At 35.6% G+C, this 23778-nt stretch carries 25 protein-coding genes and 1 pseudogene; 17 read left to right on the top strand and 9 right to left on the bottom strand.

What is annotated here, in order from left to right:
* Nucleotides 1-220 precede the first annotated feature (220 nt).
* From def to rnjA, 3 genes are all read left to right on the top strand, one after another.
* On the top strand, nt 221-772 hold the full coding sequence (gene def / locus NST93_RS01835) for a peptide deformylase (RefSeq protein WP_405100641.1): 552 nt from the start codon (nt 221-223) through the stop codon (nt 770-772).
* Nucleotides 773-1461: 689 nt separating this feature from the next.
* Nucleotides 1462-1671: a DNA-dependent RNA polymerase subunit epsilon gene (locus NST93_RS01830; protein WP_405100639.1), complete on the top strand. Its 210-nt coding sequence runs from the start codon at nt 1462-1464 to the stop codon at nt 1669-1671.
* A gap of 3 nt (nt 1672-1674) precedes the next feature.
* The gene (gene rnjA / locus NST93_RS01825; RefSeq protein ID WP_405100637.1) at nt 1675-3342 is read left to right on the top strand and encodes a ribonuclease J1; all 1668 of its coding nucleotides are present in this window, start codon (nt 1675-1677) and stop codon (nt 3340-3342) included.
* A gap of 224 nt (nt 3343-3566) precedes the next feature.
* Here the strand turns inward: rnjA and NST93_RS01820 are convergent, their stop codons facing one another.
* From NST93_RS01820 to cbpB, 4 genes are all read right to left on the bottom strand, one after another.
* The gene (locus tag NST93_RS01820; RefSeq protein ID WP_405100635.1) at nt 3567-4232 is read right to left on the bottom strand and encodes a potassium channel family protein; all 666 of its coding nucleotides are present in this window, start codon (nt 4230-4232) and stop codon (nt 3567-3569) included.
* Between the two features lie 205 nt (nt 4233-4437).
* A complete protein-coding gene (locus NST93_RS01815; protein ID WP_405103731.1) occupies nt 4438-6180 on the bottom strand; it encodes an ABC transporter ATP-binding protein in 1743 nt (580 codons plus the stop codon).
* Between the two features lie 115 nt (nt 6181-6295).
* Nucleotides 6296-8047 carry an ABC transporter ATP-binding protein gene (locus tag NST93_RS01810; RefSeq protein WP_405100633.1) on the bottom strand — a complete coding sequence of 584 codons (1752 nt, stop codon included), beginning with the start codon at nt 8045-8047 and terminating at the stop codon, nt 6296-6298.
* Between the two features lie 167 nt (nt 8048-8214).
* Entirely contained in the window at nt 8215-8664 is a 450-nt protein-coding gene (gene cbpB / locus NST93_RS01805) for a cyclic-di-AMP-binding protein CbpB (protein WP_405100631.1), read from the bottom strand.
* An 882-nt stretch (nt 8665-9546) separates the two neighbouring features.
* Here cbpB and NST93_RS01800 point away from each other — a divergent pair.
* The 3 genes from NST93_RS01800 to NST93_RS01790 all read left to right on the top strand — a co-directional run bounded on the left by NST93_RS01800 (nt 9547) and on the right by NST93_RS01790 (nt 11718).
* Nucleotides 9547-10407: a metallophosphoesterase gene (locus tag NST93_RS01800; RefSeq protein WP_405100629.1), complete on the top strand. Its 861-nt coding sequence runs from the start codon at nt 9547-9549 to the stop codon at nt 10405-10407.
* 109 nt (nt 10408-10516) lie between these two features.
* A complete protein-coding gene (locus NST93_RS01795; protein ID WP_405100627.1) occupies nt 10517-11089 on the top strand; it encodes an SCO family protein in 573 nt (190 codons plus the stop codon).
* Nucleotides 11090-11250: 161 nt separating this feature from the next.
* Nucleotides 11251-11718, top strand: a complete 468-nt coding sequence (locus NST93_RS01790; protein WP_405100626.1) for a YkyB family protein — start codon at nt 11251-11253, stop codon at nt 11716-11718.
* A 51-nt stretch (nt 11719-11769) separates the two neighbouring features.
* Here NST93_RS01790 and NST93_RS01785 read toward each other — a convergent pair whose 3' ends face one another.
* Complete coding sequence (locus NST93_RS01785) at nt 11770-12102, bottom strand: hypothetical protein (protein WP_405100624.1); 333 nt, start codon at nt 12100-12102, stop codon at nt 11770-11772.
* 127 nt (nt 12103-12229) lie between these two features.
* Between NST93_RS01785 and NST93_RS01780 the strand changes: the two genes are divergently transcribed.
* Nucleotides 12230-13144, top strand: coding sequence for a DMT family transporter (locus NST93_RS01780; protein WP_405100622.1), 915 nt, complete (start codon nt 12230-12232; stop codon nt 13142-13144).
* 69 nt (nt 13145-13213) lie between these two features.
* On the opposite strand, the gene NST93_RS01775 is transcribed toward NST93_RS01780, so the two are convergent.
* On the bottom strand, nt 13214-13384 hold the full coding sequence (locus NST93_RS01775; RefSeq protein WP_405100620.1) for an FbpB family small basic protein: 171 nt from the start codon (nt 13382-13384) through the stop codon (nt 13214-13216).
* Between the two features lie 303 nt (nt 13385-13687).
* On the opposite strand from NST93_RS01775, the gene lepB reads away from it, so the two are divergent.
* The 4 genes and pseudogenes from lepB to NST93_RS01755 form a co-directional block, all read left to right on the top strand.
* Nucleotides 13688-14209 carry a signal peptidase I gene (gene lepB / locus NST93_RS01770; RefSeq protein WP_405100618.1) on the top strand — a complete coding sequence of 174 codons (522 nt, stop codon included), beginning with the start codon at nt 13688-13690 and terminating at the stop codon, nt 14207-14209.
* Between the two features lie 306 nt (nt 14210-14515).
* Entirely contained in the window at nt 14516-15673 is a 1158-nt protein-coding gene (locus NST93_RS01765; RefSeq protein WP_405100616.1) for a zinc-ribbon domain-containing protein, read from the top strand.
* Between the two features lie 25 nt (nt 15674-15698).
* Entirely contained in the window at nt 15699-16847 is a 1149-nt protein-coding gene (locus NST93_RS01760) for a S1C family serine protease (protein ID WP_405100614.1), read from the top strand.
* A gap of 141 nt (nt 16848-16988) precedes the next feature.
* Nucleotides 16989-17069, top strand: a pseudogene (locus tag NST93_RS01755) (YjcZ family sporulation protein); the annotation flags it as partial.
* Between the two features lie 55 nt (nt 17070-17124).
* Here the strand turns inward: NST93_RS01755 and NST93_RS01750 are convergent.
* Both NST93_RS01750 and NST93_RS01745 read right to left on the bottom strand, forming a co-directional pair.
* A complete protein-coding gene (locus NST93_RS01750; RefSeq protein WP_405103729.1) occupies nt 17125-18489 on the bottom strand; it encodes a TrkH family potassium uptake protein in 1365 nt (454 codons plus the stop codon).
* A gap of 34 nt (nt 18490-18523) precedes the next feature.
* Nucleotides 18524-18937, bottom strand: coding sequence for a YwpF family protein (locus NST93_RS01745; RefSeq protein ID WP_405100612.1), 414 nt, complete (start codon nt 18935-18937; stop codon nt 18524-18526).
* A 227-nt stretch (nt 18938-19164) separates the two neighbouring features.
* Here NST93_RS01745 and NST93_RS01740 point away from each other — a divergent pair, with 227 nt between their 5' ends.
* Entirely contained in the window at nt 19165-19881 is a 717-nt protein-coding gene (locus NST93_RS01740) for a hypothetical protein (RefSeq protein ID WP_405100610.1), read from the top strand.
* A 20-nt stretch (nt 19882-19901) separates the two neighbouring features.
* The gene (gene nfsA, locus NST93_RS01735) at nt 19902-20645 is read left to right on the top strand and encodes an oxygen-insensitive NADPH nitroreductase (RefSeq protein ID WP_405100608.1); all 744 of its coding nucleotides are present in this window, start codon (nt 19902-19904) and stop codon (nt 20643-20645) included.
* 91 nt (nt 20646-20736) lie between these two features.
* Here the strand turns inward: nfsA and NST93_RS01730 are convergent, their stop codons facing one another.
* Nucleotides 20737-21171, bottom strand: coding sequence for a hypothetical protein (locus tag NST93_RS01730; RefSeq protein ID WP_405100606.1), 435 nt, complete (start codon nt 21169-21171; stop codon nt 20737-20739).
* A 171-nt stretch (nt 21172-21342) separates the two neighbouring features.
* On the opposite strand from NST93_RS01730, the gene NST93_RS01725 reads away from it, so the two are divergent.
* The 4 genes from NST93_RS01725 to spoVAE are packed head-to-tail and all read left to right on the top strand — an operon-like array spanning nt 21343 to nt 23709.
* Nucleotides 21343-21843 (top strand): hypothetical protein, encoded by a 501-nt coding sequence (locus tag NST93_RS01725; protein ID WP_405100604.1) that lies wholly within the window; start codon nt 21343-21345, stop codon nt 21841-21843.
* Between the two features lie 23 nt (nt 21844-21866).
* A complete protein-coding gene (gene spoVAC, locus NST93_RS01720; protein WP_405100603.1) occupies nt 21867-22346 on the top strand; it encodes a stage V sporulation protein AC in 480 nt (159 codons plus the stop codon).
* Entirely contained in the window at nt 22346-23359 is a 1014-nt protein-coding gene (gene spoVAD / locus NST93_RS01715; RefSeq protein ID WP_405100601.1) for a stage V sporulation protein AD, read from the top strand. Before spoVAC ends, spoVAD begins: the two co-directional genes overlap by 1 nt.
* The gene (gene spoVAE / locus NST93_RS01710; RefSeq protein ID WP_405103727.1) at nt 23359-23709 is read left to right on the top strand and encodes a stage V sporulation protein AE; all 351 of its coding nucleotides are present in this window, start codon (nt 23359-23361) and stop codon (nt 23707-23709) included. The genes spoVAD and spoVAE overlap by 1 nt, the downstream gene beginning before the upstream one ends.
* Nucleotides 23710-23778 lie beyond the last annotated feature (69 nt).

The raw sequence follows: 23778 nt of genomic DNA, 5'->3' as shown, positions 1-23778 counted from the left end.
TGGAGGAGGTTTTCAAATCACGTTCCCTTACCTTACGAGCATAAGGGTTCATGTTGGAGTAACAATGTTATAGAGCATAACATAAAGTAGAGTTAATTCGGTAGACAGAAATTTATCCGTCCGGCACATACTTTAAATATATGCTATAACTACCCTATCTATGCTAAAATAAATCTAGACATAGAATGACTTTACACATAAATAGTTAGGAGAAATAAATATGATTACTATGAAAGACATTGTACGTGAAGGGCATCCTTCTTTAACAAAACCAGCGAAGGAAGTAAGCGTGCCAATTACGGACGAAGAAAGAAAACTATTAGAAGAAATGCTGCAGTTCCTTAAAAATAGTCAAGACGAAGAAATTGCTGAAAAATATAAACTCCGCGCTGGAGTCGGATTAGCAGCTCCACAGCTTGGCATTGAAAAGAGATTAATTGCTGTTCACGGGGAAGATGAAAATGGGAAGTTATATAGTTATGGACTTGTAAACCCTAAAATTGTATCACATTCCATTGAGCAGACCTTCCTGCAAAACGGCGAAGGATGTTTATCAGTAGATCGTGAAGTAGAGGGGTATGTTCATCGGCATAAACGAATTACGATTCAAGCGACAGACATGGATAACAACCCGGTTAAACTTCGCCTAAAAGGCTATATAGCAATTGTATTTCAACATGAAATCGACCACTTAAATGGAATTATGTTCTACGATCATATTAATAAAAACAATCCTTTCTTCATTCCTGAAAATGCAAAACCAGTTGAATAAAGAGAAAAAGATGTTCAGTTACAGATGAACATCTTTTTTTAAATATAATTTCATACGTGAAAACGGCTTGACTTTATATGTAGTATAAAATATGCATTTTAGCAGAAAATAAACCTATTCTATCAAGCAGCAACTCATTCTGCAATTGGCATAAACTGTCGCTGTCGATTGACAGTTTCACCCATGTTTTTATTAAGATAAAAAGGGAAATTAATGATAAAGCAAAGAAATTTATTCTTTATTATTTCAAATTTCTAGAATTCGTACTATACTATAGATAAGAGGATTGGATCGGTAAAATGTTTTTGCTGCTTTTCTTAGTATATGAAAGGAGACGTGTATTTACATGTTAAAGCGCCTTAGAGAAAAGCTGAAGAAACGTTGGAAAGATTTTATAGGTCAAAAAGGACGTGTACCTACAACTTATAAATAATAGTACATGCAAAGGCAGCTAATGGAATGAAACAATTCTCCCTTACTGTCTGTGTGCAACTAGGTTTGTCATCCAAAAGCTTGGCAAGCCTTAATTTTCTAATAACCAATCACAATTAAATAATTCTTTTGTATGCAACGGAAACATACACCAGGATATGATTTAACATCTTATACATGTATAGAACAAGTCTATGATTACTTTCTATACATGGCTTATTTGAATCGTCGTAAAATAAAATGTTAGGAGAGATAAAATGATTTTTAAAGTATTATACCAAGAAGTACAAAGTGAAGTACCTGTTCGCGAGCGTACAAAAAGCTTATATATTGAAGCAGAATCTGTACGTGATGTACGCAATAAATTAAATGAGAAGAATTACAACATTGAATATATCCAGGAATTAGATGAGGCACATCTAAATTATGAAAAACAATCCCCTAGTTTTGAATTGGAGAGTATTTAAGTCATGAAGTTTGTAAAAAATGACCAAACCGCAGTTTTCGCCCTTGGCGGACTCGGTGAAATTGGAAAAAATACGTATGCAGTGCAATTCCAAGATGAAATTATTATCATTGATGCTGGAATCAAATTCCCAGAAGATGAACTGCTGGGAATTGACTATGTTATTCCTGATTATACGTATTTAGTACAAAATCAAGATAAAATTAAAGGATTATTCATAACACACGGACACGAGGACCATATTGGGGGAATTCCTTATCTGTTACGTGAAATAAATGTGCCGATTTATGCTGGAAAACTTGCAATTGGATTAATAAGAAATAAATTAGAAGAACATGGTTTATTAAGAAATGCTAAATTAACGACAATTCAAGAAGATGATATAATCAAATTCCGAAAAACCTCTGTAAGCTTTTTCCGTACAACGCATAGTATACCTGACTCCTATGGTGTTGTAGTAAAAACACCGCCTGGAAATGTTGTTCATACAGGTGACTATAAGTTTGATTTCACACCAGTTGGCGAACATGCTAACCTTGCAAAAATGGCTGAAATTGGCAAAGAAGGAGTGCTTTGCTTATTATCAGATAGTACAAACAGTGAAGTGCCCGGATTTACAATGTCAGAGAAAGTAGTTGGCGAAAGTATTAATGATATCTTTAGCCGCGTAGACGGCAGATTGATTTTTGCAACATTTGCTTCGAATATTTATCGCTTGAAACAAGTGATTGATTCAGCTGTAAAGCATAATCGAAAAGTCGCTGTATTTGGCCGAAGCATGGAAAATGCGATTAATTTAGGACTCGAGCTTGGTTATATTCAGGCTCCAAAAGAAACTTTCGTTGAAAGCAATCAAATCAATCGTATTCCTGCAAATGAGCTGACTATTCTTTGTACTGGTTCTCAAGGTGAAGCAATGGCAGCTTTATCACGGATTGCTAATGGTACACACAAACAAGTCCACCTTATACCTGGTGACACTGTTGTATTTTCTTCTTCTCCAATCCCTGGAAATACAATTAGTGTGGGCCGAATCATCAATAAACTGTACCGTGCAGGCGCTGAAGTTATCCACGGTCGATTAAGCAATGTACACACTTCTGGACACGGCAGTCAAGATGAGCAAAAACTGATGCTTCGTCTAATGAATCCAAAGTTCTTTATGCCTATCCATGGAGAATATCGTATGTTAAAAGAGCATAACAAACTCGCAATTGCATGTGATGTTGAACCAGATAACTGTTTCACACTCGATAATGGAGATGTACTGGCATTAAGTAAAGATACTGCAGAAGTAGCTGGGAAAATCCCTTCAGGCACTATTTATATTGACGGCAGCGGCATTGGTGATATTGGCAACATTGTTCTAAGAGACCGTCGCATTCTTTCTGAAGAAGGATTAGTTATTGTAGTAGTAAGTATTAATATGAAAGAATTTAAGATTGCATCAGGCCCTGACATTATTTCCCGCGGTTTTGTCTATATGAGAGAATCGGAAGACTTAATTAAAGAAGCTCAGGAACTTGTTACAGTTCATTTAAATAAAGTAATGGATCGCAAAACAACACAGTGGTCAGAAATTAAAAATGAAATCACTGATACAATTGCACCATTCCTATTTGAAAGAACAAAACGCCGTCCAATGGTATTGCCTATCATTATGGAGGTTTAAATGTAAAAAACGGTTCTGTACATTTTTTCGATGTACAGAACCGTTTTTTATATATTTTTCTTAGTGACTAATTACAATCGGGCCAACTGAAACGCCCCCTATTAACTATTCTTTTATCAGCACCTGTACCTTCTAAACTTGAGGCAATATGGGGATATTACTGTGCTTATTAATGATTAGACTGCTTACGTTTCATTCAGTTGAATCTTCTATATACAGTTTCATTAATTATCAAATACCAGGTGCTTTTCGAAGCGGTTTAAATCTTCATCTGCCCCAATCACAATTAAAATATCATCCTCTTCTATTGGCTGATCAGCATTAGGTGATACATCAATCATTTTACCTTGTTTTATTGCCACGACGTTACAACCATACTTGGCACGGATATCAAGATTAATTAATGACTTTCCAATCATCCTTCTCCCTGCTTTTACTTCAACAATACTATGATCATCCGACAACTCTAAATAGTCGAGAATATTGTTCGAAATAATATTATGAGCAATCCTTCTCCCCATATCCCTTTCAGGATGAACAACCCTGTCAACCCCCAGTTTTCGAAGAATTTTCTCATGGTAATCATTTTGAGCTTTAACAGTAATATTCTTTATTCCAAGATCCGTAAGAATCACTGTGGTTAAAATACTTGCTTGGATATTTTCACCAATTGCAACAATAACATGCTCAAAGTTTTTAATTCCAATTTCTTTAAGCGACTCCTCATCTGAAGAATCTAATATCACTGCATGAGATGCAATATTTTTATATTCATTTACCTTCGATTCATCTTTATCTATCGCAAGAACCTGCTTACCTTCTATGCTTAATTCTTTGCAAATACTTCCACCGAATCGTCCCAGACCAATTACTGCAAAATCCTTTGCCAAGCCAATCCCTCCTAATTACCTTACAATGTACACTGTCTATTTATTATAACTTAATTCTCAAGGCGTGAAAAATTCAACCTCACCTTCTGTACACAATATTTGGAAGAAATATTACTTTTTAAATCAGGAATTCCTGTCTTAGGATGCTATTATTTTTTATTTGAATAAAGGGTAATTTCTATTACGAAATTACCCTCCTCCGTTTTTATATTGTATCTAGCATTGTAAATTGTGATTTTACCAGCTCATAATATTTACCTTTTTTCTCCAGTAAAACTTGGTGGCTTCCATTTTCCAAAATTTTCCCATTCTCGAGAACATAGATATTGTCTGCGTCGCGAATTGTTGATAAACGATGGGCGATAATAATCGACGTTCTTCCTTTTAATAAACGCTTTAATGCTTTTTGAATTTTAACTTCAGATTCTGTATCAATGCTTGCCGTGGCTTCATCCAATATAATAATGCTAGGACTCGCCAAGAGTGCCCTTGCAAAGGAAAGCAGCTGTCTTTCCCCCGCTGAAAGAATATTTCCTCGTTCTTCTACTTCAGTAAAATATCCATCTGCAAGTCTTTGAATAAAATCATCTGCACCGACAACCTTTGCAGCCTCCATTACTTCCTGATCTGTCGCGTCCGGACGGCCAAAACGAATATTTTCTATAATTGTGCCCGAAAAAATAAATGTATCCTGTAACACTACGCTAATATGTTCTCTAAGGCTTGCAAGTTGCACATCCTTGAGATTATGGTCATCTATTTTTACTGTGCCCTTTGTTGGATCATAAAAACGGCTGATTAAATTAGCTATCGTTGACTTGCCGCTTCCCGTGTGTCCGACAAGTGCAATGGTTTCACCAGCTTTAATATCCAAAGAAATCTCCTGCAGAGCAATTCGTTCCTCGTTATAAGAAAACTGAACATTATTAAATTCAATATGACCATGCATCTTTTCAAATTCATAGGCATTTTCTTTTTCCGCAACGTTTGGTTGTTCATCAAGAAATTCAAAGATACGTTCCGAAGAAGCCATCGCCATTAAAAGCTGGTTATACATCTGGCCCAGGCGAGAGATAGGCTCCCAAAACATCCCTGTGAAAAAAGCAAATGATACAAAGGTTCCAATGGCGATTCCCCCATTATCCTCACCTTGTAAAATTAAAAAGGAACCAAAAGAAATCAAGATAATCGTTCCGACTGCATCACTCATATCCACAAATGGCCGGAAATACGCACTCTTTTTTGCAGCATTTCTAAAACTATTAAAATACCCTTTATTTACTCCATCAAAGAATTCAGCATTTTCTCTTTCCTGAGAAAAGGATTGTGTAATTCGCATCCCCTGGATTCCCTCATTAAGATGAGAATTTAGGCGAGACTGGTGAAGCCTGACATCCTGCCATGAACGCCGGATATTTCTCCTTAACCTCGTTGAGATATAAAACATAATTGGCAAGACAATTAATACTGCAATTGCTAGCTTTGGACTTAATACAAAAAGAATGATTGTAATTCCAATCAATGTAATCGTATCCATCAGTAAATTAATGATTCCATTTGTAAAAAGTTCCTGCAGCGAATTAATATCATTTAAGATTCGCACTAAAATGGAACCAGCTGAACGATTATCGAAAAATCGATGTGATAGCCGTTGTACATGAGAAAATAAATGATGCCTTAAATCATAAATAACATTCTGACCTAAATGATTCACCCACCTTATCCTTAATGCATTTGCAATAAAGTTCAGTAAGTATAAACCACCAATAATTGCGACAAGCCACATCAGCAGAGTCATATCCTGATTAGAGATTGCAATATCAATTGCAACCTTTCCCACAAGAATCGGTACAGCTAATCGCACAAGTGTAGAAATAAGCATGACAATAATTGCAGCAGGCAAATAACTTCTTGCGTAAGGCTTCAAGTATTTTAATAAGCGAAGCATTTGTTTCCAATTAAATGGTTTTTCAATCACTTGATCAACCGTATAGTGGAAACGAGTTAAATGACTTTTCTTTCGTTCCTCATTCACGTTCTCCAAAGTTATTCCCCCTTTAAAACTATAAATTGACTGCTTCCATGATTTCTTCACGATCCTGATATTGAATATCGTAAATCCTGCGATAGATTCCATTTTTTATAAGCAGTTCATCATGTGTACCTCTTTCTTTCACTTCTCCCCCATCTAAAACAAGAATTTCATCTGCGTGTTTTAATGAAGAAATACGATGTGCAATTATAAAAGTAGTTCTCCCCTTCATAACTTCTTTCAACGCAGCCTGGATTTTAAATTCCGTTTCCATATCAACAGCCGAAGTTGCATCATCCAAAATTAAAATACTCGGATTAATACAGAGCGCTCTTGCGATTGCAATTCTTTGTTTCTGTCCCCCAGAGAGACCCATTCCCCTTTCACCTAGCAACGTGTCATAACCACCAGGCATTTTCATAATAAAGTCATGTGCCTGTGCTCTTTTTGCTGCATCAATGATTTGGTCTTCCGTTACATCTGGGATTCCATAAGCAATATTTTCTCTAATTGTCGTTGAGAAAAGAAATGGTTCTTGCAGTACAAAACCAATATGACTGCGCAAAGTCTTTAATTTATAATCAGCAACCGGCCGTCCATCGACAAGCACTTCCCCCTGATCCGCTTCATAAAACCTGGTTATCAGCTGGGTAATACTCGTCTTACCTGCTCCAGTGGCTCCAATTAAACCGATCACTTTACCAGAAGGGGCTTCAAAATCAATGTGTTTTAGGGCAGCATCATCATCTGCTACATAAGTGAGTGTGACGTCTCTAAAAGTAACATCTCCATGAATAGGAACTTCAATTGCACCTGTTTTTTCTTCAATGTCTTCATCTTGATCGAGAATTTCAAGCAGACGTTCTCCCGATGCCTTTGCCTGCGAAAACATATTCACTACGAAACCAAGATTCATCAGCGGTCCGAGAATATACCAAACAAGACTAAAGAATGCAACTAATTCACCTAATGCCATTTGTTCATTAATAACAAGATAGCCTCCATAGCCAAGTAATGAAACCACTGCAATATTGCCAATAAACTCCATCAATGGGAAATACTTTGCCCATAAATGGGATGTAAATAGATAATTTTGTCGATAATTATCATTGCTGGTGGAAAACCTGCCAATTTCAAAGTCTTCCCTCGATAAGGATTTTACGGTGTTCATCCCACTAATGTTTTCTTGTACTCTGGTATTTAGTCTGCCGAATGACTTACGAATATTTCTAAAAGCGGGGTGCACACGTTTATCGAATTTATAAACGACTATCGCCAAAAACGGCATAGCAACCATTGTAACCAATGCGAGTGGTATCGAATAATAAAACATAATACTCAAACTTACACTAATTAAAAGCACAATTCTGATTAACTCTGCAAATCCCGCTGACAAAAAGAACCGAAACCCTTCCACATCAGCTGTCATTCTAGACATAATATCTCCGGTTTTCGAATTATCATAATATTTAAAGGATAAAACTTGCAGTTTATTATACAATGCATTTCGCATTTTATAAACAGAAGTCATTCCAAACAATTCACTTAAATATTGAAAAGAAAAAGTTGAGATACCTTTAAAAATCATTAATCCAAAGAAAATAAGCGATATATACGGTATAAGTTCATAGCGATCTTGTAAAACAACATTATCAATGGTTATTTGCAAAATTACCGGATAAACAACTGTGATGAGCGTAAAAATAACCAAAAATAATAAAGACCAAAGGAAATATTTTTTATGTGGCCAATAAAATCTTTTAAGTCGTTTGAAAATATCCAATATTATTCCTCCTTAAAATTTATCGTAATTATAAATATATCGGAATTCGAAATAAATAGCTATCATTATTTATTATTTTTTTAAATATTTTATATTCTCTGTTTGCATGGTGTTTTGCTTCATTTTTAAAAAAAAAATATCCCCCTTTTAGGAGGATATTCTTACTATTACTTTTTATAAGATTTTGTGTATATTTCTTTCTTCAGCTCTTTTAAAATTGCTCTTCTTGTAAATATACCGTCAAAATGACCCTCTTCATCAACTACACATGCAAAAGCATGATTGATTACAGCGTTTAGACCATCAACAAGATTTTCTTTTTTTGTAAGTCTTGGAATATCACTTTTCATTACTTCATGAACACGCATTTCGGAGAGTTTTTCAATCTCAAAACGTTCTAATCCCAATATTTCATTTAAAATTGCTGTCTTTCCAATAATACCAGCTAGTTTATAGGAAGAGTCTAAAACTGGTACAGCTGCATATCCTGATTTCACCAGTACCAATAGCGCGTGCTCCAATGGATTGTTTAATTGAACATGGGCAACTTTTTCGGAAGGAATCATCAGTTCCTCGATTAAAATATCCTGTATTTGTCTTTCTTGCATTGTACTCAAAAAAAATACCCCCTTATTAAAACTTAGGTAAAATAATTATTATTGGGTCTTTTATTATCCGGTTTGATTACTTTAGATTAGCGATATCGTTCTGTTGAGCATCTGTATAGACTTTTTCCTGTTTTTTTAAGACAGCAATCTTTGTCGCGTCATTGCAAAATGCACATGTTTTATATGGAAATTATCTCATACTTCATTTATTGTATCAGATTTTTAATTTATTTACTAAAAATAGCGCTTCCAATTTCTCTTTTTATAAAATGGTATACATATTATAAGAATTGTATAGCAAGCAATTACTATCGGCGGTAATTTCTGGTGCGAACGAACCCAATTTTCAAAAACACGGATAATTAACACATCCATTCCAACAACAGCAGTCCCGTCTTTTACTTTAACAAGTTATCCTGCTTTACCATATGAATATAAGAATAAATGGTGTTATCGTGCAGTATAATACAACTAAAAGATACAGGCCGTCTGCCGATTAATGCAACGGCACTTAATTGAAGATATAATAAAACAGGGAGAAGACTTAGATTCAAACAACGAAGAAGTGAAAAAACAATATGCTATATAATTTATACTTTGATGCCATTTGGGGACCTTGAAGGATAATGAGATCCTAACAATTACTTAATCTATCCATAGAAAAGGATACACTTTATCATATAAAAGTGTATCCTTTTCCCCTTCGATTGTCAATCAGATAACTGATAATTTCGATTATAGTCAACCCTTTTATGTTGATCATTTCACTTTTTAAAATACGGATATACTGATATCCTAATACATGCTATAATTTATACTGGTATTTTTAGATACAAAGACTAATAATCTATTAAAAATCAGCCTTATACATAAATGAGAGGTTTGAAATATATGAATCGACGAGCTTTTTTAAAACGAACAACAGGATTTTTAATCAGTTTGATTGGATTGACGGGTGGTACTCATTATTATAGTAAAGAAATAGAACCTTCGTCCCTTCACATACAAAAAGAAACCATACAATCAGCGAAATTGACAAATGCATTTCATAATAAAAAAATTGTGCAGTTCTCAGATACACATTTAGGATTTAACTATACAGTAAAAGACTTAAAAAAATTGGTGAAGCAAATAAATGAGCTGGCACCCGATATCATTGTCTTCACAGGTGATTTGATTGATGATCCCAAACAAGTTAACGATACGGAGGAAAAGAAGATTATCCAAGCTTTACAGCCCCTTCATGCACCAAAAGGAAAGTATTGGATATACGGAAACCATGACCATGGTGGTTATGGAACGGAAAAGGTTTTCGATATTATGACTCAAGCTGAATTTACTTTATTGCAAAATAGCCACACTGTCATCGAAGAAAATAATGAAAAGCTTATTATTGCAGGCATTGACGATCTCATGCTTGGTAAACCAAATCTTTCTGCAGCACTGCACCAGACAAATCAAGATATTTTTACAATCCTTCTTGCTCATGAACCTGATTTTGCAGATCAGGCTGTAAAACACGCTGTTGATGTACAGCTTTCTGGACACAGCCACGGCGGGCAAATTCGCTTGCCAATTGTTGGCCACATTTATAGCCCTGCGTTCGCAGAGAAATATGTGCTTGGAAAGTATACATTAAAAGACAAGCTTCAACTCTTCGTTAATGGGGGAATAGGAACAACAAGAGTACCTTATCGCCTCTTCTGTAAGCCAGAAATCCACGAATATACTTTACAGTCAAATTTGTCATAAAGGTTTCACAGCAAGTTCATCAGCAACAGTAATAGCGAAGCTAGTTTAATGTTATACTAACACTAGCAGTTATCGTACTATTTATATATGAAAGGAAGTTTGTCTTGATATGAAGAGATTGTTATGTATAGTGGCACTCTCCCTTTTCCTCGCTGGATGTGGTGAAGCGATTGAAACGAATATGAGTGAAGATGTGCTCGATTTTGAATTCACAACACAGGAGAATGAAACATTAGCACTTGATGATTTGAAAGGAAATTATTGGATTACTGATATGATTTTTACTAATTGTACAACTGTCTGTCTGCCAATGACAGCCAATATGAAGACATTACAGGAAAAAATGTCACAAGAAGGAATCGATAATGTCGAATTAGTATCTTTCAGTGTTGATCCTGATTATGACACACCAGAAGTTTTAAAAGCCTATGGTGAAAGCTATGATGCAGATTTTAGTAATTGGACCTTCTTAACAGGATATGACTTTGAAACGATAAAGGAACTTTCGATTAAGTCTTTTAAGAGCATGCTAGTTGAGGCTCCAGAAGGTACAGACCAAGTGACACACGGTGTGAAATTTTATCTAGTTAACCCAGAGGGTAAAGTAATTAAGTTCTATGATGGGGTCGAATCTGCCAGTATGGATACAATCATTAATGATTTAAAAAAAGTGACACAATAAAATACTAAATATTAGCCTTGCCCAGCGGAATTTACAGAATCTCCAAAGGCAAGGCTTCTTTCTGCAAAATGATAAATGGCATCCAAATCTATTTGCGTAAACCTATTCTTTAAGGTACGATAGTTTTAATAGAAGGTAAAAATGAAAGGAGTGAATCCCTGATGCAGGACAAGGAACTACATGATATTGCCCAAGCTATTTTCACTGTAAATCGACATGCTAAAACTGCACCAGAACCACAGCATCTGTATTTTGTAAAAAAAGAAGCCATTAATAAATTATTGAAAGAAAAATGCGCTAAAAAAGTTGGCCTTCATTTCTCAGAACGTCCGAAATATAGTAATCAGCATTCTACATTGCTTGTAAAGGTAGCTGACTACTATTTTCACATTCCTCCTACAAAAGAAGACTTTAAGGAATTGGAGCATCTGGGCTCTTTAGATAAAGATTATCGAAATCCCCAATCAAAAATGTCACTTTCACAGGCGAAGCGTATCCTGTACCCCTATATTAATTGGAAGCCAGTAAAAAAGGTGAAAAAAGAAAAAAGCTATTCTTCCGCTTATTTTACTCCCTCTTCTCTTGGTAAGATGGAATGGCCGCCAACAAAAAAACACCGAAATTATTAACTCATTTCAATGTGTTTATTCTCAAATCATTTAAAAAGCGTAGCATTGTGCTCACGCTTTTTTGCTTATCAATTTCTTAATAAAGGATTTCATTATAGTTCCGATAACTAACAGCACACCAAAAAGCCCGATTATTTGCAGAAAATAAGCTAGTACCCCTCTGATCGTTGTTACCTCATACATAATAAAAATCAATAGAAATAAATTTAAAAATAATAATCCTGCCAATACATAGCTTAAAAAAGAGTCCATGCCTTTATTCGTACCCCAGATAATTAGCTTCTTCGACATCATATATATCAATCCGAAGAAGATTATGGCAACAATAAAGGTTATTTCATTGTATTCAAATAGCAGTATTTTAGCTGATAGTTCCTTAAACAACACGATTACTCTCCCCTCCCCCTTTTATTCTTATTAAGTATGGACTGAAATCATTATCGCTATACTTTGAGTTTTCTAATAACATGTTATAATAAATGAGAGATTGCTTGGAAAGGTAGAGATAAAATTGAACAGAGCTTTTATTTATATTATCCTGGGAGCCACTATGTGGGGGACGATTAGTTTTTATGTTAAAAACCTGTATGCCTATGGCTTTACACCAATGGAGGTAGTTACTTTGCGAGCATGGACATCTGCCATCCTCCTTCTCCTATATCAATTAGCGACTTCGCCAAAAAGCTTGAAATTACATAAATTTACAGATCTAAAGTATTTTATTGGGACGGGCGTCTTTAGTATTATCTTTTTTAATTACTGTATGTTTACTGCTATTGAAATATCTACTATTCCAATAGCGACTGCATTGCTCTATACTGGACCAGCCTTTGTTACCATTCTCTCTTTCTTTTTATTTAAAGAGCCATTAACAAGAGTAAAGGTGATTGCACTTTGTATCACTTTATTTGGCACGAGTCTAGTAGTTGGCTTCATTCCGTTAAATTTAGAAGCTTTTAAGCTAGGCAGCATTCTCTTTGGGCTAGGTTCTGGTCTCGGATATGCCTTTTATAGCATTTTCAGCAAATTTGCTTTAGCAAAATACAACAGTTTAACAATAACCACCTATACTTTTGTCGTTGCGGCAATTACTTTAATTCCTTTCTTTCCATATCAGGAAAAAACTGCACTGCTCCTTGAACCTGAGGTTATACTGTATGGGTTTGGTCTTGGATTTCTTCCAACAGCTTTCGCTTACATTATCTATACTTATGGTCTACAGCATACCGAGGCTTCAAAAGCCTCCATACTTACTACAGTAGAACCTGTAGTTGCAACACTGATCGGGATTCTTATTTTTAAAGAAACATTCTCCCTTATTCAGATGATAGGCATGGCTTGCATAATCGGCGCAGTAATCATTGTACAAGTCTACAGTAGTCACAGTTCTGTCATAAAAAAGAATATAGCCCGTTCTGGATCATAAAATAAAAAAGACGAGAAACAAACCATGCTGCGTCTCTCGTCTCTCGTCTTTTTTCTATTTCATCTTCTATTAGCCTTCGTTTGAGAATAATTCTGCATGACGTTCTCGCTGTTTACGTGAATTCACTTCATGCTTTTTTTCTAAACGTAATTCTAATTGATTTAAGCTGTTTTCATCATCCAATAAATCTTTAATATTCTGATTGACCAGCTGTTCAAAATTTAATCGTTTAGGTCTCATCGGTTGCACTCCTTCTACTAGGTACTATCCTTAGTATACCCTGTATCCCTTGTTTTTAATCAAAATTATTTGAACATTTTAGTAACTTTAGTTCATAATTGCTTGAATATTTATCCTTTATATTCGAAATAGACTCCTGACTAATTAAAATCGGAATAATTTCGTTTTCAAGTTGAATTGTTTAACAATTTCACGAATGTTTGGTTTGCGTTAAAACTCTGTAAGGTTGAGGAATTATTATTCGAATTCATACAGTCTATATGCTACTATTAAAAGAAACAAACTTTGAGAGGGTGACAGCCTGTGGAGAATAAAGTAAAAAATGAATGGTTAGAGTGGTTAAAAGCAATCATTGTAGCTGTTGTTATCGCCTTCTTTGTACACACATTTATTTTTGCGACTTCCATCGTGGAGGGTGAAAGCATGGAGCCTACCCTCGAGAATGGGGAAAGGGTAATTTTCAATAAATTCATCTATATTATTAATGAACCAAAACGTGGAGATATTATCATTATTCAGCATCCAAATAAAAATTATGTGAAACGAATCATTGCTCTGCCAGGCGAAACAATTGAAGTGGCGAATAATGAATTGTATATCAATGGCGAAAAGTATCAGGAGACCTTTTTAAGTGAAGAAATCAGTAAAAAAACAGGAAGATTTGGACCGATTGTCATTCCGGAAGACAGCTACTTCGTAATGGGAGACAATCGAGGCATCAGTAAAGACAGCCGTAATGGCTTAGGCTATATTCAACGCGATGAAATTATTGGAAGGTCAGAAGTAATTATATATCCATTCAGTGAATGGGACTTAACCAGATAATAAAAATCGGACAGTCTGTTTGACTGCCCGATTTTTATTATTATTTTTCATTATCCAAAACACAATATCCAATATTAAGTGCAAGTATTGCAAAAAGAGTTATCGCAAAAATCGTTTCCATTTATATGCACCCCTTTCATCATCTTCTATTACATGAACGAATACAGAAAGAAAATATGAATTCCTTTATCTCTACTATCATATCAATTTTCTTCGGCTAAGGAAAGCGATTATATGTTAAAATATAAAAAGTGCGCATTCAAAAAACAGTCTATCGAATTTTGTAAAGAACAGCGAGGTGGTTAGATGCTGCACTGCCCAAATTGTGGAACAAAGGTGAAAGAAAACGAACATTACTGTATTAAATGCGGGAAACTATTGCCTGATGATATAAATACACGCATTGAAACGAATAAACAGTATAGTAAGTGGTGGGCATTGCCAATTTTAACAATGGTCATCGCTGTAATTGCAGTTGGTCTTTATGCCTATATCTTGCAATATAAAACAGCAAATGCTCTAAAATTGTATACAGAAGCCGAGCAGCTCATGCTCGACGAAGATTTTAATGGAGCAACTGACCTTCTAGAAGACGCTCTAAAGAAACGCAAGAATTTCGCACAAGCTGAAACAGCCTTGGATTTCTCAAATAAAGTTATAGCAATCGAAAAACAATTAGGCGAGATCAATGAACTCCTTGCAAATAAAGAATATAAAACTTCCCTTGAAATGATTGATTATGCTGAAGAAGAACTAAGTTCATATAGTGGACCCGCAGTTAGTAAGCTAGTAGAGAAAATTAATGATACATACTCCATTGCGAAGCTTGAGCAGCTAAATGCACAACTGGAGGAAGGGCCATCCATTAATGATTTGCGTATTTTAATATGGGAAGCTGAAGAAATCAACCATCCTGATGCAGATAAAATTGTTGCTGCAATTCGTGACCGTATTATAGATTATACTTTTTCAAAAGCAAGTGAAGAATTAAACGCCAAGCAATTCAATGATGCAATCCTGCTTGCTGAAGACGGCCTAAAATATGCCCCAGATTCAGAGAAACTGCAAAGCTTATTAACGAACATAAATAAAGAAAAACTAGCATTTGAAACAGAAGTCCAACAACGGATGGAACAAGCAATGGATACAGCTTATAAAGAAAGTCAAATCAATGAAAAGGATGCAATTGAAATGATTTCCGTTAAATTGGAGAACAATGATGAAGGTCAAGTTGTTATTAATGGAGAAGTGAAAAGCACTGCAACCGTACCAATAAATTCTATCTTGGTTGAATATGCATTATTAAAAAATAATGATGAAATCTTGACAAATGAAATTTTCATTTTCCCGGACACACTTTATCCTTCAGAAACAGGGAAGTTTGAATTTACCCACTTCGATTTAAAAGACAAAAGTAAAGATTTACGAGCAGAAGTAAAAAAAATAACCTGGTATACAAATTGATTTTTACTACATGAGGTGAGACCCTATGAGACAGAAACGTTATCCGCCAATTGTATTGTCCGTCATATTGTTGCTTCTAAGTGCGTTTACGGTGTTAAGGATACACACAAACTGGCAGGATGATAAGCCAAAAGTAAATAGTCCAATTGTTGATGTTGTTTCAGAATCAACAAGTAATCTTGATTTAAAATCAATTATTCATGAAGCTGAAAAAAGCGTGATTCAAATAGAAGGTCAGAATGAGCATCAAACAATAACTGGATCTGGATTTTTATATAATGATAAAGGCGATATTATTACTAATGCGCATGTTATTCAAGATGTTGACGCAATCTATGTTCGTACAGCGAATGCAAGGTTCTATCCAGCAGCGATTGTAGGTATAAGTGAACAAACAGATATTGCAGTTATTCGTGTACCACAACTAGCGAATATGGATACCCTCCCGCTTTCAGATAAAATGGCTGATATTGGTGATGAAGTCATTGCACTTGGAAGCCCGCATGGTTTTCAAAATACGGTTACCCTTGGAATTATTTCTGGTACAGACAGAGATTTTGAAGTAGATGGCTTTGATTATTCAAATGTCTATCAGATTTCCGCCCAAATTACCCACGGCAACAGTGGCGGTCCTTTAATTAATAGGGAAACGGGTGAAATTATCGGGATTAATTCTGTAGGTACACAAGATGGAACCATTGGTTTCAGTATTCCGATTAGTGAGGTCATCGACCAGGTCAAGGAATGGTCTAATAAAGCTGTTAATGACCAACTGAACTTCGCAAGCGTCATGGATATCATTACGAAAAGTAATTCAGAACAAGGCTTGCAAGACGCTATATACTTAACCGAATATTTCTGGGACAGCATCGGGATCCGCGATTATGTTAATGCTTACTCTCTGCTGGGCAGCAAACTGCAAAAAGAATCCTCGTATGCAGAATTTAGAAATCAGTACATTAATATTGAAGAGCTGACTTCATCAGAGCCCACGAGTGAAGTACTCGAGAACAACGACATTCAAACAACAAGTAATGTAGAGGTAAAAGAAAGGGAGACAAAGGAAAACCAGGAAAAAAGCAAAGAAAAAACGTTTCGATTTATCTTTGCTTATGAGAATGATCAATTAAAAATTATTGACATTAAAGAAGGCTCCAACGAAAGTAAAAATTAAATTTTACTTGTCCCGTCTGTGCGAATGTCTATACTTTTTACTTTCCCGTGCATATAGTAACACTGAAGACACGGGAGGTGAATATCTATGGGCTACGGCGGCGGCTTTGGTGGTGGCTTTGGTTGCGGGCAAGGATATGGCGGCGGATACGGAAATAACTTTGCGCTAATCGTTGTTCTCTTTATTCTGCTGATTATTGTTGGAGCAGCTTTTTGTTTCTAAGAATCTAAAATAGCTTGTGCATATTAAACGCACAAGCTATTTTTTATTTTCACCGTTATCCTATATTGATTCTTTCCTTTGGATAATGGAAATTTGCTTGATCTTTCTTCGGACGGAACATAAATAGAAATGTAATTATCCCTACTCTCCCTATAAACATCAGGAGCATAAGAATAATTTTACTGAAGCTAGTCAGCTGTTCTGTAATCCCAAGTGATAAACCTACTGTCCCAAAAGCGGAAGTAACTTCAAATAGGATTTGCGGGAGTGAAAAGGTCTCAACAATTGAAATTAATAATACGGAAATAAACATGAATGTGAATGCAACTAAAACAACTGCTAATGCCTTCGATAAATCCTCTTCATGTATTTCTCTATTAAAAAGCTGAACTTGATGTCTTCCTCGGACATACGTTATAAGGAAAAGCAATACAAGTGCGAAAGTTGTTGTCCTTATGCCTCCACCTGCGCTGCTGGGCGAAGCACCAATAAACATCAGAAAAGAAATAAATAACTGATTGGCCTCTGTCAGCTGGCTGACATCAAGCGTTGATAATCCACCACTTCTCGTTGTTACCGACTGGAATAAAGCATAAAATAATGTTTCATGCCAATTTGCTGTTCTAAAAAAACTCTGCATATCTAATAAATAGATTCCTATAGCTCCAATAATAACTAAAGCAAAGAAAGTTACAGTTGTCACTTTAAAAAACAAACTAAAACGGTGTATTTCTCTATTTTGTCTTTTTCTTAATACAAATGCTTTAAGCTCAATAAGTACAGGAAAACCAATTGCTCCAAAAATAATTAAAAACATCACAATGCTTTGAATGAAATAATCACTTGCATATGGAATCATCGATTGATTCGTTAAGTCAAAGCCAGCATTTGAAATTGCACTGATTGCTGTGAAATACCCATTAAAGAATGCCTCACCAGGCGAAGCAAAATACTTCAGATAATAAGTTCCCAAAATTATAAAAGCAATTCCTTCGACAACTAGAAGTAATATAATAATTTCTTTAATTAATCGAACCATTCCCCTAAAGCTCGTCTGATTTTGGTCCGCCATGATTAAACGGCGTTCTTTAAGTCCGATTTTCTTGCCAATTACCAGCCAGACTAACGTGCTGATGGCCATAACTCCAACCGCGCCAAGGTGGAGAATGATTGTTATGAGCATCATTCCAGTCGTATTGAATGTGTCTATAATAGAAATTGTGCTTAAGCCTGTAACACTCAATGCACTGACTGCAGTAAAGATAATATCAATAAAATCGATGGTTACATCGTCTTTATAAGCTATAGGCAATAACAATAATAAAGTAGAAAAAACTACGGCCGCTAAATAAAAGACGATTAGAAGCCGTACTGGCATAAATTTTTGCAGCCTGCTGTATTTTTGGTTTTTTTTGTGCATCATTCGTTTCTCCCAGCAATAATTAGATAGAGTATTAGTTTAAGCTCTCTTTAAATTTACTCAGTAATGATTTTCCTTTGTTCCCATTCATTATAAGTTCATTTAGAACTTTTTCCAGTTTTGGTGTCCGCTGATCAACCATGTTTCCGAGAAAAAGCACATTTATTTTATCACCAATTTCATTTAAACCTATAATTGTTGTAATACATGTTGCTTTTTCATTTAAATCAGTGGTAATTTTCACATGTACAATAATTTCCTTATCTTTTTCTTTTAAATTCCTAAAGAAATCGTGGTGCTTTTTATCAGTAAAAGCCTCAATCAGCCAGCGGTTTTCCATATCTTCGCGGTTAATAATCAGTCCATCAATCAAAGGTATTTGAATAGGTTTATATGTTTCTGCATTTTCATCAATAATTTCCAGCATCTTTAATTTGAACGTTTTCACTATACCATCTCCATATGTGTTATTAATTGAAGTGTATCAAAAAATGTCACGAATGAAAATTTAATCTTTTATTTACTGCCAGTTTGCCAATTTTAAAAAGTATGAGGAAAGTTCTAAAGCATCCTGCTCTGCAGAACAGCTAATTATATTGTATAATTAATGTGATTAGTCAATCTGAAAAATGCGGAAGGTTTTACTTATATTACCCATATATAGGGGTTGTTTAAATGCGGAAAATACCAGCTTTTTTTCTTTTATTTTTTATAATTACGGCCTGTTCGGACGATAATGAAGAAGCTATTACAAAAGCCGATTATATAAGTGAGGACCCAGTCAATGCTGCAGAAAACGCAAAAGACATGGATGCACTGGAATATATTGAGTTTCAGCATAATGAAGAACAAATTATAGTTGATATTAGTAAAACACCTATTCTTCATGAATTTCTTCGTATGCACCAACATCCTCAGCAAGCAATACGAAAAATGAAACTCGAGAAATTAGAGCTCTCGCTTCAAGACATTTACACTTTGAGTTTTTCCTGCGGGAATGAAAGCTGCTCATATATACTTCTACATCAGAATCAAAATAAGCAAGCCTCACTTGTAGCAGACATGGCCCGGTTTGTCAGCAGCTATTCCTCGCCCGACGAATCAAAAGTTGCTTTGCATTTTATTCGCCATGGTGCAGAAACAATACCACTTAGCAGCCTTGTTGTGTTTGACATCGTTGAATGGAAACCTCTCTCCATAACTAAAGGAGAGACCGCACCAAATATTTTAAACTACAGCTGGCCATTTCTTTCAGTTGAATGGCTTGATGAGAAAAATATTGCGATTGCTATACCCGATTTAATTGAACCTAATAAGGAATCTTATGATGAGTGGACAATGGCAGAGGGAAATTCTGTAAACACAATAGTCTTTCAAATAGAGACAGAATAACATGGAAGGAAGTTTTATCAATGAACGAAACAATTCAATTACTGCATAATCACAGATCTATCCGCAAATTTTCAAAAGAACAGCTCTCAAAAGAAATGGTCAGAACAATTGTTGAAGCGGGTCAGCGTGCTTCGACTTCCAGCAATGTAATGGCTTACTCCATCATAGGCATTACTGATATAAATATAAAAAAACAACTGCAAAAGATCTCTGGGCAGCCGTATGTTGAACATAATGGCTATTTATTTGTCATCTGTGCCGATTTAAGCCGGATTGAAGGCCTAGCTTCAGCAGAAGAAAAAGAAAGCATGAAAATTAATCTTGAAAGTACAGAACAGTTTATTGTTGCGACAGTAGATGCTGCACTCGTTACCCAAAATATGGTAATTGCTGCAGAATCAATTGACTTAGGGGCTTGTTTCTTAGGCAGTATTAGAAATGATATTAATCAGGTTGATGAACTGCTCGAATTACCGCAATACGTTATTCCACTTTATGGACTGGCAGTCGGCTACCCGGACCATCAGCCTGAAGTGAAGCCGCGCTTGCCTTTTGAAGCTGTATTTCATGAGAATACATATGATAACAGCCAAAAACAGCAATATATCGAAGCCTATGATGAAGCTTTGAATCATTATTACCAAGAGCGTTCAACCAATAATAAATTGGATAATTGGACAAACCAAATGCTTCGTAAATATCATGTGCCAACTAGAATGGATGTAGCTTCATATGTACAAACGAAACACTTCAATAAACATTAAAAAAGTCAGGGGCTCCTTCCCTGACTTTTTTAATGTTTATCTATAAAATAGGAAGTTCTTTTTGTCTGAATGGCTATATACTCTCATGTTTCTACTGAAATTCCAGTTCTTCGATATGTTTTATATTGATTTCTTCTTTATTACAAGAAAATTTCGCGTGAATTGATAATTCACGGATACCCTTGTCCTGTGCTGGCAATACGGCCTCTTCTTGATGATAAATTGTTCCCTTTTTCATCTTTTTGGAAATTGACTCTCCGCTGAATGAATGACTGTCGTCTGCGATTGAAACAGAAATTAGAGGGGATTGATGTGTAATTTCTACATCTTCTTCTCCAATATATTGAATGGAACGTAAGATTTTCACTCCCTCATCCACCCCTTCTATTCTGATATGTAAAAGAAAGTCATCTGCTTCCTGCTGCAATGATTTTGAATAAACGAGGGTTCCGCTGCGATCAAGCCACACACCACAAGCAACTCCAATTAGGATTAAAATAAGTAATAAACTAATGAGTTTCTTCATTACATCTGCCCCTTATCATTACCTTACTTATATTATGACGTTCAGCATCAAATAAATGTTTCACATTCTGTAATATTTCTCCATTTTCTTTTTCAAGGAAATATGTACCAAGTATAATAAGGTTCGAATTTCAAAAAATAACAACTGTTAATAGACAGGAGGCGAATTCGGATGAGCATGATTCATATAAGGGAGTGGATCCCATCTTCACCTTATATTCGGGCATCTAAATGTGGGTTATTTTTAACTATTTTCCTATTGCTTAGTGCGTGTACGAATACTGCACAACAAGAAACAAATACACAAGAAGAAGAGTTTTCCGTTATTCACACTTCTACAGCTTACCAGCAGGATATTTCCAATAAGTTAAAAACTTATATGGAGCAAAATGAATCATTTAACGAAGTTTATGCAGTAAACTCAGATTCTCAAATACTAATTGCTGTTATACCAAAGCATCAAGACCGTTTTCAATTAAAGGACTTTCGGAAAGAATTGGAAAAAGATTTAAATGATGAAATTCACCCATTGAAGCTCGAACTTTCTACAGACCAAAAAATTGCATTGGAATTGGAAAAACTGGAAGACAAACTAAAGAATACAGCTTTATCCAAAAAACAGCTTAATAAAGAATTGGAGAGAATCATTAAACTTTCCAAAGAACAAACATAACTCATCATAAAGGAGCAAGCAAAATGACAGATCAAAAAGAAAAAAGTCCTTCTCCTGATGTTCCAGAGTATCAGACTTATCTGAAAGAAAAAGAGACGAAAAGCTCATTATTGAAGAATTGCTTAAAAGCATTTTTTGTAGGTGGCTTTATCTGTTTTATTGGACAATTAATCAGTACCTTTTATATCTATAATTTCAATTTCACAGAACAAACTGCTGGGAATCCTACTACTGCCACACTAATATTTATCACCATGATATTAACTGGATTTGGTTTATATCAACGAATTGGCCAATTCAGCGGTGCTGGTTCTGCAGTACCTGTTACCGGCTTTGGTAATGCAGTTATCTCCTCGGCGATTGAACATCGCACAGAGGGATTTATTCTCGGTGTAGGAAGCAACATGCTGAAACTTGCTGGCCCTGTCATTGTTTATGGCGTATTCTCAGCTTTTATTGTTGCATTAATTAAAACCATCCTCATTAAATTGGGGGTTATATAATGTTAATCGGACGTCAAACATGGTTTTTTAATAATCGGCCGGTAATTCTGTCTGCAGCAACTGTAGGTGGTCCTTTTGAAGCCGAGGGTCCCCTCAAAGATGACTTCGATTATTTATTTGATGATGCATGGCTTGAAGCATCTTCTTTTGAAAAAGCACAGCAAAAGCTAATGGAAGAAGCCGGAGATCTTGCCATATCCAAAAGTAACATTAAAAAAGATAAAGTAAATTTCTTTATTAGTGGTGACTTGATTAATCAAGTTACACCTACTAGCTTTTCCGCAAAAACATTAGACATTCCTTATTTAGGCATTTTTAGTGCTTGCGCTACTTCTGCTGAAGGATTAGCACTCTCGGCAGCTTTCCTGAATACTGGCGGGGCTGACTATATTCTCAGTGGAACATCGAGCCATCATGCTGCAGCAGAAAGACAATTTCGATTTCCAAATGACTATGGAAGCCAGAAACCTCCTACAGCACAATGGACTGTAACAGGTGCTGGTTGCGTATTAATCGGCAAGCAAGGAAATGGACCTAACGTAACCTCTGCAACTATCGGTAAAGTAGTTGATCTCAGTGTTAAAGATCCATTCAATATGGGAGGGGCTATGGCACCAGCAGCAGTGGATACCATTGTTACCCATTTAAAGGAACGGAATATCGATGCCTCCTATTATGATTTAATTGTTACTGGTGACTTAGGAAGGATTGGCAGAGAAGTATCACTCGATTTATTAAAGAAACAGAATATCCATCTGCCTGAAAAACAATTTGTAGACTGTGGTCTGACGATTTATAGTGAGGACCAGCCTGTTTTAGCTGGAGCGAGCGGTCCGGCATGTTCGGCAATCGTAATGTACGGTCACTTTCTTAAACGAATGCAACTCGGTGAATTTAAGAAAATATTATTTGTCGCAACTGGTTCCCTTCATTCACCACTAAGCATCCAGCAAGGGGATTCAATTCCATGTATTGCACATGCAGTCTCTATTGAAATGGGAAGTGATCAATGATGATTTTTTTCTGGGCATTCGTTGTTGGCGGTATTATATGTGTTATCGGCCAAATCATGTTTGATGTATTTAAGCTTACACCAGCACATACACTAAGTCTGCTTGTAGTAGCTGGCGCAGTATTAGATGGTTTTGGATTGTATGAACCTTTAATCGATTTTGCTGGAGCTGGTGCAACAGTTCCGATAACAAGCTTTGGAAACTCTTTGGTTCACGGTGCAATGGCTGAAGCTGAGAAACATGGTCTTATCGGAGTTGTAACTGGAATGTTTGAAGTTACAAGTGCTGGAATCTCAGCAGCTATTATCTTTGGTGTTATTGGAGCAATCTTATTTAAACCAAAAAGCTAGGATATGATCAAGAGGTCATATCCTGGCTTTCTCTTCTTTTCACTTACCTTTCACAGCAAGCTTGATATC

Origin of the sequence: Oceanobacillus sp. FSL H7-0719 (assembly GCF_045040795.1) — a bacterium.
Classification (GTDB): domain Bacteria; phylum Bacillota; class Bacilli; order Bacillales; family Amphibacillaceae; genus Oceanobacillus.
Note: the sequence above shows the minus strand (reverse complement) of the source record. Positions and strands in the feature narration are given on the sequence as shown.

Coding starts and splice junctions, on each gene's coding strand:
- nfsA (WP_405100608.1), top strand. CDS start 19,902: ATGAACGAAACAATTCAATTACTGCATAATCACAGATCTATCCGCAAA.
- NST93_RS01730 (WP_405100606.1), bottom strand. CDS start 21,171: ATGAAGAAACTCATTAGTTTATTACTTATTTTAATCCTAATTGGAGTT.
- NST93_RS01760 (WP_405100614.1), top strand. CDS start 15,699: ATGAGACAGAAACGTTATCCGCCAATTGTATTGTCCGTCATATTGTTG.
- spoVAE (WP_405103727.1), top strand. CDS start 23,359: ATGATTTTTTTCTGGGCATTCGTTGTTGGCGGTATTATATGTGTTATC.
- spoVAC (WP_405100603.1), top strand. CDS start 21,867: ATGACAGATCAAAAAGAAAAAAGTCCTTCTCCTGATGTTCCAGAGTAT.
- NST93_RS01740 (WP_405100610.1), top strand. CDS start 19,165: ATGCGGAAAATACCAGCTTTTTTTCTTTTATTTTTTATAATTACGGCC.
- NST93_RS01815 (WP_405103731.1), bottom strand. CDS start 6,180: ATGCTTCGCTTATTAAAATACTTGAAGCCTTACGCAAGAAGTTATTTG.
- NST93_RS01800 (WP_405100629.1), top strand. CDS start 9,547: ATGAATCGACGAGCTTTTTTAAAACGAACAACAGGATTTTTAATCAGT.
- NST93_RS01795 (WP_405100627.1), top strand. CDS start 10,517: ATGAAGAGATTGTTATGTATAGTGGCACTCTCCCTTTTCCTCGCTGGA.
- rnjA (WP_405100637.1), top strand. CDS start 1,675: ATGAAGTTTGTAAAAAATGACCAAACCGCAGTTTTCGCCCTTGGCGGA.
- NST93_RS01790 (WP_405100626.1), top strand. CDS start 11,251: ATGCAGGACAAGGAACTACATGATATTGCCCAAGCTATTTTCACTGTA.
- NST93_RS01725 (WP_405100604.1), top strand. CDS start 21,343: ATGAGCATGATTCATATAAGGGAGTGGATCCCATCTTCACCTTATATT.
- spoVAD (WP_405100601.1), top strand. CDS start 22,346: ATGTTAATCGGACGTCAAACATGGTTTTTTAATAATCGGCCGGTAATT.
- NST93_RS01830 (WP_405100639.1), top strand. CDS start 1,462: ATGATTTTTAAAGTATTATACCAAGAAGTACAAAGTGAAGTACCTGTT.
- NST93_RS01775 (WP_405100620.1), bottom strand. CDS start 13,384: ATGAGACCTAAACGATTAAATTTTGAACAGCTGGTCAATCAGAATATT.
- def (WP_405100641.1), top strand. CDS start 221: ATGATTACTATGAAAGACATTGTACGTGAAGGGCATCCTTCTTTAACA.
- NST93_RS01765 (WP_405100616.1), top strand. CDS start 14,516: ATGCTGCACTGCCCAAATTGTGGAACAAAGGTGAAAGAAAACGAACAT.
- NST93_RS01750 (WP_405103729.1), bottom strand. CDS start 18,489: ATGCACAAAAAAAACCAAAAATACAGCAGGCTGCAAAAATTTATGCCA.